The 12,965-nt window shown below is 48.5% G+C and carries 10 protein-coding genes; 9 read left to right on the top strand and 1 reads right to left on the bottom strand.

Going from position 1 to position 12,965, the window contains the following annotated elements:
- The first annotated feature begins 111 nt into the window (after positions 1-111).
- From MKY16_RS13270 to MKY16_RS13250, 5 genes are all read left to right on the top strand, one after another.
- Complete coding sequence (locus MKY16_RS13270) at positions 112-1,629, top strand: carboxypeptidase M32 (RefSeq protein ID WP_340955687.1); 1,518 nt, start codon at positions 112-114, stop codon at positions 1,627-1,629.
- Between the two features lie 127 nt (positions 1,630-1,756).
- Positions 1,757-2,848: an ABC transporter substrate-binding protein gene (locus MKY16_RS13265; RefSeq protein ID WP_165146803.1), complete on the top strand. Its 1,092-nt coding sequence runs from the start codon at positions 1,757-1,759 to the stop codon at positions 2,846-2,848.
- A complete protein-coding gene (locus MKY16_RS13260; RefSeq protein ID WP_165146800.1) occupies positions 2,845-3,657 on the top strand; it encodes an ABC transporter ATP-binding protein in 813 nt (270 codons plus the stop codon). The genes MKY16_RS13265 and MKY16_RS13260 overlap by 4 nt, the downstream gene beginning before the upstream one ends.
- A gap of 8 nt (positions 3,658-3,665) precedes the next feature.
- Positions 3,666-4,499: an ABC transporter permease gene (locus MKY16_RS13255; protein WP_013310592.1), complete on the top strand. Its 834-nt coding sequence runs from the start codon at positions 3,666-3,668 to the stop codon at positions 4,497-4,499.
- A 119-nt stretch (positions 4,500-4,618) separates the two neighbouring features.
- Positions 4,619-5,575, top strand: coding sequence for an aromatic acid exporter family protein (locus tag MKY16_RS13250; RefSeq protein ID WP_029518125.1), 957 nt, complete (start codon positions 4,619-4,621; stop codon positions 5,573-5,575).
- Positions 5,576-5,596: 21 nt separating this feature from the next.
- On the opposite strand, the gene MKY16_RS13245 is transcribed toward MKY16_RS13250, so the two are convergent.
- On the bottom strand, positions 5,597-6,913 hold the full coding sequence (locus MKY16_RS13245) for an amino acid permease (RefSeq protein WP_029518124.1): 1,317 nt from the start codon (positions 6,911-6,913) through the stop codon (positions 5,597-5,599).
- A 115-nt stretch (positions 6,914-7,028) separates the two neighbouring features.
- On the opposite strand from MKY16_RS13245, the gene MKY16_RS13240 reads away from it, so the two are divergent.
- From MKY16_RS13240 to mutS, 4 genes are all read left to right on the top strand, one after another.
- Positions 7,029-7,925: a LysR family transcriptional regulator gene (locus MKY16_RS13240; RefSeq protein WP_029518123.1), complete on the top strand. Its 897-nt coding sequence runs from the start codon at positions 7,029-7,031 to the stop codon at positions 7,923-7,925.
- Positions 7,926-8,051: 126 nt separating this feature from the next.
- On the top strand, positions 8,052-8,609 hold the full coding sequence (locus MKY16_RS13235) for an outer spore coat protein CotE (RefSeq protein ID WP_013310588.1): 558 nt from the start codon (positions 8,052-8,054) through the stop codon (positions 8,607-8,609).
- 133 nt (positions 8,610-8,742) lie between these two features.
- On the top strand, positions 8,743-9,975 hold the full coding sequence (locus MKY16_RS13230; protein ID WP_340932399.1) for a putative amidoligase domain-containing protein: 1,233 nt from the start codon (positions 8,743-8,745) through the stop codon (positions 9,973-9,975).
- A 110-nt stretch (positions 9,976-10,085) separates the two neighbouring features.
- Positions 10,086-12,905: a DNA mismatch repair protein MutS gene (gene mutS, locus MKY16_RS13225; RefSeq protein ID WP_029518121.1), complete on the top strand. Its 2,820-nt coding sequence runs from the start codon at positions 10,086-10,088 to the stop codon at positions 12,903-12,905.
- Positions 12,906-12,965 lie beyond the last annotated feature (60 nt).

Here is a 12,965-nt window from a genome sequence, read left to right as displayed (position 1 = left end):
TAGGAGCTGGTCGTACATGTTGTGTGTTGATTATACTTTTTAATATAAGTATCATCAAGTATAGGTATTGTAAAGTTTTATCCATTTTAAGTTAAAGAGGTGACCTCAAGTATGGCGCAACAGACGTTGGATCAATTGACGGCTTTAAAGGAGCTTTCACACAAAATCAGTAGTTATGGCGAAGCAGTAGGTCTGCTGCACTGGGATTTACGAACTGGTGCTCCGCGCAAGGGTGTTGACATTCGGTCGGAGACGTTGGGTATGCTGTCCACTGAAATGTTCAAGCTGATGATCTCGGATGAAATGGGACAATTGCTGCAATTTTTTGCCACAGTAGATAAGCTGGAGCAACTGGAAGACAATGATCGCAGATTGGTGGAGGAATGCCGTAAAAATTATGACCTGAATCGTTCGGTTCCGGCAGACCGATACCGGGATTATAGCATTCTCGCAGCGCAGGCAGAGAGCAAGTGGGAGGACGCAAAGGAACATAGCGATTTTGTCGGATTTGAACCCTACTTGTCTAAAATCGTAGACATGAAGCGTGAATTTATCGGCTACTGGGGGATTAAGGATACAGAGTATGACACGCTTTTGGATCAATATGAGCCGGGGATGACGGTTGAAAAACTGGATGCTGTGTTTGATCGTCTCAAAAAGCGCCTTGTGCCACTATTGTCTAAAATTCAGGCTTCACCGAACCAGCCGGATAAGAGCTTTTTAGATGGTGTGTTTGATGTGAAGCAGCAGGAGAAGTTCAGCCTGTTCATATTAGGTCAGATGGGGTATGACTTTGACGCAGGTCGCTTGGATGAGAGCGTACATCCTTTCGCAACAGGATTAAATCCAGGTGATGTGCGTATAACAACACATTATCTGCAAGATGATGTAACTAGTGCTATTTTCAGCTCGTTGCATGAAGGAGGCCATGCGCTGTACGAACAAAATATTGCTCCTGAGCTAGCAGGATCACTACTGTCGGGAGGAACCTCTATGGGGATTCATGAATCCCAGTCCCGCTTGTGGGAAAATAAAATCGGACGCAGTCGTGCTTTCTGGGATCGGTATTACGATGATTTGCAAAAGCATTTTCCTGATCGCTTGGCAAAGGTTACGGCAGATCAATTCTATCGGGCAGTCAACCGTGTGGAAAATTCACTGATTCGTATTGAAGCGGATGAGCTAACATATAATTTACATATCATTATCCGTTATGAAATTGAAAAAATGTTGTTTAATGAAAAGCTGGATGTGAAGCGTCTCCCTGAGGTGTGGAATGCGAAATATAAGGAATACCTAGGGTTACTTCCACCGAATGATGGACTGGGCGTACTTCAAGACGTTCACTGGTCCGGTGGTGATTTTGGCTATTTTGCTTCCTACTCGCTTGGCAATATGTATGCAGCACAAATTTTGGCGACATTACGCAAAGAGTTACCAAATCTAGATGAATTAATCGCTGCTGGAGAACTTGAGCCGATCAAGCAATGGCTGACCGAACGTATTTACCGTTACGGCAAGAGCCGGACGCCTTCCGAGTTGATTGTAGCCATTACAGGTGAAGATCTGAACCCGGATTATCTCGCCGACTACCTGGAAGAGAAATATACCTCCATATACAAGCTGTAAATCATATGCCATCTTCCCCACGTTCCCGGGCGAACGTGGTTTTTTTTTGTGCAATTAACCAATATATCGACAACCGCATAACAATATATGAAGTCAACGGATGTAAAAAGGTGGGGAGGGAATAAGGATGAAAAACGGCGCTCGTTTCAAAGCTGTGGTGGCTGCGGCACTACTCGGATTACTGTTGCTCAGTGGGTGCACCCCCAAAGGGGGGGAGCAGACAATTGAGATCAGATTAGGCGAGGTAGCCCGTACGGTCTTTTATGCGCCGCAGTATGTAGCCTTGAGCCAGGGAATGTTTGCTCAGGAGGGACTGGATGTCCAATTGGCAACGATTCCCGGGGGGGACAAGGCGATGACGGCGTTGTTGTCCAACCAGGCGGATATCGCGCTCATCGGCGCGGAAACATCTATTTATGTGTATCAGCAAGGAGCAGAGGACCCTATCATTAATTTTGCCCAACTGACACAGAAGGATGGAACCTTTTTGTTTGCCCGTCAAACGCAGGATAACTTTGCATGGAAAAAGCTGAAAGGACAAAATTTTTTGGGGCAACGCAAGGGCGGAATGCCGCAAATGTCACTTGAATTTACGCTTCGCAAACACGGCATTGATCCTCATAAGGATCTGAAGCTGATTCAAAATATTGATTTTGCTAATGTTGCCTCTGCTTTCGGCTCGGGTACAGGGGATTATGTACAGCTATTTGAGCCACAGGCATCTATTTTTGAAAAGGCAGGTCGTGGGCGGGTAGTTGCCTCTATCGGTGTGGAGAGCGGCGAATTGCCGTATACGGTATATATGGCTAAGCAAAGCTACCTGAAGGCAAATAGCGAGGCTGCACAGAAATTTACAAATTCTGTATATCGTGCACAACAGTGGATTGCTACGCATTCACCTGAACAGATTGCCGAAGCAATCACGCCCTATTTTAAAGATACAGATTTAGCTATTTTGACAAGTAGTATCAAGCGATATAAGGAACAGAGCACCTATGCTTTGAACCCGATGATTGAGGAAAAGGAATGGAAGAACTTACAGGATGTCATGACCTCGGCAGGGGAGCTTAAAAATCCAGTTGCACTGGATAAGCTAGTGAACCCAAGTTTTGCACAACAAGCGATTTCGTCAAACTCTATCGGGAAAACTGAACCGCCTGTGAAAAAGAGCACAACTGAATCTACGGATGCAGGTGTCGATGCTGGAGGTACGTCATGATGGAGGAACGGAGTGATCTAACTTCGGACGCGACAAGCCCGATGGTGAGACTGGAGCAAGTGACGCATGTCTATGTAACGGATCGTGAAGCTTCGCTGGCGGTTGAGAATATTGATTTTTCCATAGAGACAGGGGAGTTTGTCAGCTTGGTCGGCCCAAGCGGCTGCGGCAAAACGACGATCCTGTCCATGATCGCAGGGTTACTGCGTCCAGCGGCAGGCCAAGTCATGTTGCAAGGTCAGCCGGTAAGTGGGCCGAGTCCAGAAGTCGGTTACATGCTGCAGCAGGATTATCTGTTCCCGTGGCGGACGATCATGGAGAACGCATTGTTGGGTCTGGAACTAGCCAACAGAGTAGATGAAGCTGCACGTGAGCAGACAAGGCTGTTACTGGAAGGCATGGGTCTGGGAGGGAAGGAGCATCTGCATCCATCCCAGTTGTCTGGGGGAATGCGCCAGCGCGTGGCGCTGGTACGGACGCTGGCGACCAATCCGGGATTGCTGCTGCTGGATGAGCCGTTCTCCGCGCTGGATTATCAAACCAAGCTACAGCTGGAAGATCTGATTGCGGAAACCTTGCGCGAGCGGAGGAAGACGGCTATTTTAGTCACACATGATTTGGCCGAAGCCATTGCGGTCAGTGACCGGATTATAGTGATGGGTCGAAATCCTGGTCATGTCCGACGTACCTTCGAGATTCCGGGTTGCATCCGAGAAGCTCAGCCTTTTTATGCACGCGAGCAGCCGGGTTTTAATGAGCTTTTTCATGAAATATGGGGTGAACTGGAGGCTTCGGGAGCAAAGGAGTGAGTTAACGTATGAAGGACGAAGCGGATCAGCTTGAGCAACGTTGGATTCAAGGACTACATCAGGCGTATTTGCGCAGCAGGCGTTCGCAACGATGGTTAGTGACAGGGGTACAGACAGCTATTTTACTGCTTTTGTTTGTATTATGGGAAATTGCAGGTCGATTGAAGTGGATTGATGTACTGTTGTTCAGCTATCCGAGCAAAATTTTCACCCAGATCGGTAAGGATGCGGTCAGTGGTGAATTATGGGGACATGTAGGTGTCACCGTGGGAGAGACGATGGCGGGGTTTTTACTCGGTACACTGTTAGGTACGTTGCTGGCTGTACTTATTTGGTGGTCACCGTTTTTGTCGAGGGTGCTTGACCCCTATATGGTCGTGTTCAACAGTATGCCTAAGGTGGCGCTAGGTCCAATTTTTATCGTTATGTTTGGGGCGGGATTTACTGCTATTCTAATGACAACCCTCTCCATTACGGTCATCATTACGACACTAGTCGTATACAACAGCTTTCAGGAAGTCGATTCGAATCTAATCAAAGTGGTTCGCACGTTTGGCGGATCACGCCGTGATACGTTTCAAAAGGTGATTTTGCCTGCATCCTTTCCTGCAATTGTCTCTACACTAAAAGTGAATGTGGGTATGGCATGGGTTGGCGTGATTGTTGGTGAATTTCTGGTGGCTAAAAACGGCTTAGGCTATTTGATTATCTATGGTTTTCAGGTATTCAATTTCACGCTGGTTATGTCCAGTTTGTTGATCATTGCTGTCGTAGCTACTCTGATGTATCAGGCGGTCGTGTATGTGGAGCATCGCCTGCTTTCGGGTCGTCCTCATCGGTAATAATAAAAGTTCTGAACATTTGTGTAAAACGTGAAAATAAAGTACCATGAAAAATGAAAATACTTAAAATTTATGAAAATGCTAAAACAGATTTCATCCAGAGAGGACAGAATTTTTTCATGGGCTTTCGTACGATTAAAACGGCTATTGCCGCATTAATGGCCGTACTTATTGCGGAGGGTTTTGGCATTCATGGTGCTACCTCAGCAGGGCTTTTAGCGATATTGGGGGTGGATGTCACACGCAAGAGAAGTCTCCGTACTATTTCGGCGAGATTTTTTGCATCCGTCGTGGGGCTTCTTTTTGCTTGTGTTTTGTTTGTAGTATTCGGATTCCATGATTGGGTACTGGCATTATATATTTTAACGGCGTTTCCAGTCATTGTACGGGTGGGCTTTAAAGAAGGGATTGTCACCGGTTCGGTCGTGGTTTTTCGCGTATTCAGCGGCGGCGTGATTGATATGGAGGTACTGCTGACCCAGCTAGGTCTGCTAGTGATTGGACTGGGTTCCGCAATGATTGTCAATTTAGCCTATATGCCGGGTTCTGATAATACCATGCAACAAATTCGGCAGGAGGTAGATCGGACATTTTCTGTTATATTCAGAAATATGGCCAATACGCTGCGTAGTCCAGCATACATATGGGATGGCAAGGAAGTTATTGAAGCGAACAGCGTGATAGCCAAAGGGGTCACTGAGGCGGGGCGTTCCTTGGAAAATCAGATGCTTCGTCCCCAAGAGGGCTGGAATGTGTATTTTTATATGCGAAAAGAACAGCTGGATTCGATCCAAAACATGATGCAGTTGATCGCACAAATGTATCAGCATATGCCGCAGGCCAAGCTTCTGGCTGAGCTGTTCGACCAGCTTAGCAATGACGTTTTGGCTGGACATTATACGGGACAGACCGAGAAGCTGCTGGAGCAGGTTCGTGAAGAATTTAAAGCCATGGAGCTTCCCGCAACCCGGGAGGAATTTGAGATTCGTTCGGCATTATTACAGCTTACACATGAGCTTCATCAGTATTTGAAAATTGCGAAAAAGGACAAGGCCCCTACTCCAGTAAGAAATTAGAGTAAAGGCCTTGAGCGGCTACTATCCATGACGGACAGTAGCCTTTTCTTGTTCAGTGTCGGTAGAAGCCGGATGGTTTAAAGTCCGTTTGTGCCGAATTCGGTCTGTGATCCATAAGACAGCGGTGATCAGGCAAGGATACAGCATAGCCCATCCGACAAAGGGGAAAACGACCGCTGTAGAGATAAACGATATCCAACTAATGGCAACGCCCCAGCGACTACCACGTAGAAGTTTAATTCCTGCTGCGCAACCGCCGAGATAGGTCAGAATAAAGGTGGCGTTCGGGAACTGGATCAGGTTAGTGAGTGAAACAGTACCACTACCGTACAACACCATAATGATCACGAAGCAGACGCTAAGAAAAGCAATGCCTCCGATAGGGGTGTGGAATCGTTGGGATAACATGCCCATCCAGCGAAAGGCCTGTCCTTGCCGGGATAAAGCATAAGCGACACGTGAAGCGGCACCCACATAAGCAATAATAGTAGCGGTACAAATAAAGATACCCGTCAAGCCTGCAATTATCGCGCCCCATGGCCCAATAGCCCGACTAATCACCCATACGAGCGAAGCATCCGAACCCCCTGCAAGGTAACTTTGTGTGCCCACAGTAGCCAGCGCTGTTAAGAAATAAAGCAAACCAACAATGACGGCTGCAATGGTCACACCTCTAACGGCCGCCCGCCGGGGATTAGTGAATTCCTCTGACATATGGGACACGGCCTCCCAACCGATAAAGCACCAAAACAGAATCGCGGCCGCTTGACCGACGGAGAGCCAGCCATGTGGAGCAAACGGGGTGAAGTGGATTGTTTTCATCTGAGGAAGTGCTGCGGCAATGGCGAATATAAGGACAGCAACGATAGCTATGACGACTGCGATCTGAATACGTCCCGCGACCTTCATGCCGATCCAATTGATGATCAGGCCCACCGCCAGCATAGCAGCGGCTAACATCATGCGGCTTTCCTCTCCCCAGCCCATGGCTGCGGTCATATAGCCGGCTCCGGTGAGTGCGGCAACAGGAGCCCCAATCGGAACTGACATGAGAAAAAACCACCCGATATAAGCACCGGCACGTGGTGAAAAGGCCAACGTGACAAAATGCGATACTCCACCCGCATTCGGGAATTTGGCGGATAGAAGACCCATAGAAAGTGCCATTGGCAAGATGAGCAGGGTCATAAAACCCCATGCCAGCAGCGATGCCGGTCCCGCCATTTGGGCGGCAAGACCAGGCACAATCAATATTCCCGAACCCAGTACAGCTCCGATATAGAGTGCAATGGCCTGTGGAAGACCAATGGTGGATTGAAGTTTACTTTCACTTGTCATGCAGAAAAGCCTTCTTTCTATTGTTATTTTCTCCAGCTTATCAGATAATCAATCTATCGGAAAAACGGAATATAACGATTGCTTGCATCGAAAAAAACGATTGAAGGAGCGGATTATGGAATCGCGGCATTTGTTTACCTTTTTAAATGTAGTTGAGGCAGGCAGTTTTACGCGAGCAGCGCGTATACTGGATTATGCACAGTCGAGTATCACTGCTCAAATTCAAACGCTGGAGACTGAGTTGGGTACGCCGCTTTTTGATCGCATTGGCAAGAAAATCATGCTGACGGATGCCGGGCGACGTCTGCTGCCCTATGCGCAGGAAATTTCCAAGATGCATGCTATGGCTAAGGATGCGCTTCGTTCAGAAACGGAATTGGCAGGCACGCTGAAAATAGGAGCACCAGAGTCTCTGGCCGCTTTTCGTCTACCGAGTTTGATCCGTGAGTACAGGGAGCGGTATCCGAAGGTTAAAATTGTCCTCAAACCCGGCGAATGCTGGGAATTACGCGATTTGATCCGTTCCGGTGAGCTGGATTTGGCTTTTTTGCTTCAGCCCGAGACAGAGGATAGAGAACTGAATGTCACCACGCTTATTCACGAGCCGATGGCCTTGGTTGCGCCACTCGAGCATTCGCTGGTTACCTATACCCAGGTAGAGCCTGCCGACTTGAAGGATGAAACCATTTTGCATACAGAGGCAGGATGTACGTACCGTATCCTTTTTGAGCAGTATCTGAATAAACACGGTATTTTTTCAGACCCTAGCCTGGAATTTTGGAGTATTGAAGCCATCAAGCAGTGTGTCATGGCTGGGCTGGGTATTGCGTTGCTCCCGCTAGTAACGGTACAAAATGAGCTGCGAGAAGGTAAAATGGCGCGTTTAGCCTGGGATGACAGTGAACAGCAGGTGGCTACTCAGGTCGCTTATCACACGAAAAAGTGGAAATCCCCGGCTCTTAGCGAATTTTTACAGATCGTTGAGCAGCATGTAACACATTGGCGTGCATGAGTTCAAGCCATCACGGCATATGCTTATACAAATAATATTTTTTCCTTTTCGCCTATTCACTCAACATTCGCCCACAACCTGCATACATATGTATGGAATGATTGATTGTATGGAGGAGGTTCAAGAATGGCATTAAGTCATAAAAATCGTAGAGAGATTATTACCAAAGCGATCTGTGGTAAAGGTCGCAGATTCTCTACCGTAACCCATACCGTAACTCCGCCGAATAATCCGACGAGCATTTTAGGGGCATGGATTATTAACCACCAGTATGAAGCTGTGGCGGCGGGGGACGGCATTGAGGTCGTCGGGACGTATGATATCAATATTTGGTACTCATACGATAAAAACTCGCAGACCGATGTTGCCAAGGAAACGGTGTCGTACGTAGAAAATGTGCCGCTCTCGTATCTTGATCCGAAGCACCGGGCGTCTACAGTGGAAGTATCCGCCGAAGCTACACAGGAGCCGAGTTGCGTCGAGGCCAGTGTGTCTTCTGGAGGTGGCAGCGTAATGATCCGGGTCGAGCGGGAATTTGCGGTGGAGCTGGTGGCGGAAACGAAGATTGTTGTAGAAGTATTCCCGAATGGCAGCAGCGATGATTTTGACAAAGACTTTGATTTTGGAGCGGAAGAGGGGGACTATGAGGAGCTCGACCCCGACCTCATTGACGACGAGCTCTGACAGAAGCAACCAAAAAGAGGGCCGCTTTACTCTTGCGCCGGCTGATTCTGCGCAGGGGGCAAAGGCCCTCCTTTTTTGTTGTTGCGGGTTGAAATTGGATTGAAATCCGTACGTAGTTCGTAGGGGGGATATAATGCAGCAGCCAGGACAGGCGCTCATACGCTTCAGGCAGATGCCAAATGATGAAAAAAAGCGTAGACTGGAGCGTTCAGGCATAGCGGTGCAGTGGATGGATAGCAGTATAGCAGATTTTGCGATAGGCTACGCGGTGCAAATCCATCAACTGCGAGTATTGGAGATTCGTAGGCGTGCCATCGAAGGCCCTTCCAAAGTCCGCGCATACGATCTGTCTGAACTGGATCAACATTCACCGCTCTATGTCCGGATGGAGCGGCTAGCTGTACGTGCGTTGTATACACTGGGTTTGGACAGTGGTGAGGTGATACTGACGCCGCTGGGGGAGCGCAGCTGTCAGGTGCGTGAAGTCTCGGCACAGCCATGGTTGAACGATAGACGTTTGGCCGCGCTATATGAAATTGCTGCGCGCGAAGGGGATGTTGAGGGTGAGAATCTTTCAGCGCAACGAGGGAAAGATCGACTACTCATCGGAATGGACCCTGAATTTGTGCTGATTCGTATGCCAGAGGGACGGGTCGTGCCGGCCTCAAGATATTTGGGTCGTCTCGGCATAGCCGGCTGCGATGCTGTTACGCGTCGAGGACGAACGCTGTATCCAGTCGCTGAGCTTCGTCCTGCTCCGAGTGGAGATCCGGACCGTCTGCTGAAGCACCTGCGTCAAGCTTTTGCAACCGCAGCCCGGCGCATTACCGACCGCACACTCATCTGGCAGGCGGGGGGGATGCCGCAACCGGGTTTTCCACTGGGCGGACATCTGCATTTCAGCGGGGTTGCGCTAAACGGTGCCTTGCTCCGGGCACTGGATAACTATTTGGCACTGCCTTTGGCGCTACTGGAAGACAAGCGTGCGGCCCGGCGCAGACCGCATTATGGCAATTTGGGTGATTTTCGACGTCAGTCGTATGGAGGCTTTGAATATCGTACACTGCCCAGTTTTCTTATCTCGCCACAGCTAGCGAAAGGTGTGATTGGTATGGCGTTTCTCATTGCTACTCAATATCCGCGTTTGCAACGTAGGCCGCTGGGTGAAGAGGAGGCTCACAGAGCCTTTTATGAAGGAAATCAATTTGTGCTTAAGGAGTATATGGAACCTCTTATTTTGGATATGGTTTCACTGGAAATATACTCGCAATATGAAGCTTATGTAGCGCCATTGCTGGACAGCCTCCGCAAGGGGAAGCAGTGGGATGAATCACGGGATTTGCGCCCCTTTTGGAAGCTTACGTAAAATCAAGTGTCGACACCAGGAATGGTTTCATGTTATCGACTGTCATTTTTGATATAATGAGAGATAATTATAAGTTTAAACGGAACAAAGTGTGGGGGTTAGTAAACGGTATGTCTAAATATACACCGATGATTGAGCAGTATTTATCCATAAAAGAGCAGGCTAAAGATGCATTTTTGTTTTTCCGTCTGGGAGATTTTTACGAGATGTTTTTCGATGATGCAATTCTTGCATCCAAGGAGCTGGAAATTACACTTACGGGTCGTGAGGGTGGCGCCACGGAAAAAATTCCGATGTGCGGCGTGCCTTATCATTCAGCGGAAAATTACATACAGCGCCTCATTGAGAAAGGTTATAAAGTGGCCATCTGTGAGCAAATGGAGGAAGCCTCAGCTACGAAGGGAATGGTGCGGCGGGATATTGTCCGCGTTGTGACCCCGGGTACAGTAATGGAAGGCAAGGTGCTGGGTGATAAATCCAACAACTACATGGTATGTGTCACAGAGACGGACGGGATGCTGGCTCTTGCGGCGTGCGACTTGTCAACAGGTGAATTGTATGTGACCTCTGTGCCTGATTCGAAAGAATGGCTACTAGATGAAATAAACATTTATGAGCCGTCCGAAATGTTGGGGGATGGTCATCTGCTTGATTTTGTGGCTTCCCGTATGTCCCCCGTTGGACGGCGTGTTGTGTATACGGCCTGGGACAAATCCAAGGATGATTTGGTTCGGGATCAATTTGGCGAAGCCACGTGGGCAAGGCTTACGGAGGAACGCAGACGGTGCGTATCACGCTTGATTTCCTATTTGAATGAAACGCAAAAAAGATCGTTAGGCCAATTGACCCAAATCTCCGTATATGAGCCAAACCATTTTATGATTCTGGATCCATTTACCCGCAGGAATCTGGAACTGGTGGAGACAGTACGTGAACGCTCCAAGAAAGGCTCGCTGCTGTGGCTGTTGGATCGCACAGAGACTTCCATGGGAGCGCGTCTGTTGCGTCGTTGGATCGACAAGCCGTTGTTGAGCGGCAGTCTTATTGAGGAACGCTTGGAGGCGGTGGACAAGCTATACCACCAGTTTATTTTCCGAGAGGATGTACGTGCTCAGCTTAAAGAGATTTACGATCTGGAGCGTCTGGTTGGGCGGATTGCCTTTGGTAGTGCTAATGCACGTGATCTGATCGCTCTCAAGCTGTCGCTGGTCCGAATTCCTTCTTTACGCGAATTGTGCGCTGAATCTCCTTCGAAGACGCTGAGACAGATTGCACAAACGCTGGATAGCTGTACAGACCTGTGTACATTGATTGAGGAAGCGGTGGCGGATGAACCGCCGATTTCCGTAAGGGATGGAGGTCTTATTAAGGAAGGCTACCATCAGCGTCTGGACGAACTGCGCGAGGCGAGTGTGAACGGTAAACGTTGGATCGCTGAGCTAGAGGCCAAGGAACGTGCAGCAACCGGCATTCGGTCACTTAAAATTGGATATAACAAAGTATTTGGTTATTATATCGAGGTGACCAAATCCAATTTGGCCTCATTACCAGAAGGTCGATATGAACGCAAACAGACGTTGGCGAATGCGGAACGGTATATTACACCGGAGTTGAAGGAAAAGGAATCTCTAATTCTGGAAGCCGAGGATAAAATGGTTGATCTGGAGTATACGCTTTTCTCCGAGCTTCGCAGTAAACTAAACGCTGAAATTCCCCGTTTGCAAAAGCTGGCAGAGCAAGTGGCTGAAATTGACGTGTATCAGTCGCTGGCATCGGTTAGCGCGGAACGGGGATTCGTGAAACCTGAGCTGACTACAGGATATGATTTCGTAGTGGAGCAGGGTCGCCATCCCGTGGTGGAGGCTGTAATGAAAGATGGCGGTTTTATCGCCAACAGCACGGTATTGGAGGAAGCGGATGCGCATATTCTACTTATCACCGGGCCGAACATGGCTGGGAAAAGTACGTATATGCGTCAGGTCGCACTTATTGCAATTATGGCTCAAATTGGCTGTTTTGTCCCTGCTGCACGTGCCAAGGTGCCGATGCTGGATCGCATTTTCACACGGATCGGCGCAGCGGATGATCTTATCGGCGGGCAGAGTACGTTTATGGTCGAAATGGCAGATATCCAAGTAATGACGGACAAGGCAACTCCGCGAAGCTTGATCATTATTGATGAACTGGGACGAGGTACGTCTACCAGTGAAGGAATGGCAATTGCACAGGCAGTCATCGAATTTGTCCATGACACGATCGGCTGTAAGGCACTGGTATCCACGCATTTCCATGAGCTGGCGCATTTGGAGCAAGGCCTGTCTTCGCTGCGAAATTACTCTATGGCCGTGCAGGAAAGCGGCGACAAAGTGAATTTCCTGCGCAAGCTCATACCGGGAGCGGCTAGCAGTAGCTATGGTATTTATTGTGCTCGGCTTGCAGGCTTGCCCAATAACATTATTGAGCGAGCGAATGGACTGCTGAATGGTTTTGAACAGGCAGCGGCTCAAGTAACGGCAGGTACCGAGATAGTAGTAGGAGGGAAGGAAGGGACTGATCTTCGTACAGTTTCAGGGACAGAGGATATTTCTTCTTTGACCAAATATAATTCAGGCCAGACATTGCGAGAAAGCGGAGAAACTGCATCATCAGCTCAGTCTTTATCACAGCAGGCGACCCTGGTAAAAGAAGATACTCTACAGACTGTGGAGGATTCCAGCAGGTTGGAGCAAGGAGCAACCGAAGTGGTACAGCTGTCCATTTTTGGAGAGCAGGAGCTTGCCACCTCCAAGCCCCACGCAGAGACAGTAGAGACGAATCCAATTGTGCGCCAAATTTTGCGCAAGGTGAAGAATGCTGATGTCATGAATATGACTCCTTTACAGGCAATGCAGCTATTAAATGATCTTAAAAATAAGGCCAATGGCCTGTAGTTAAAATAAGTGACATTATTCTTATTTTTCATCGCACTTTGAAGTCAGGAGGAGGTTAAA

It is taken from the genome of Paenibacillus sp. FSL L8-0641 (assembly GCF_038006265.1).
Taxonomy (GTDB): domain Bacteria; phylum Bacillota; class Bacilli; order Paenibacillales; family Paenibacillaceae; genus Paenibacillus; species Paenibacillus polymyxa_D.
The sequence above is the reverse complement of the archived record's forward strand: the minus strand, read 5'-3'. Positions and strand labels throughout refer to the sequence as shown.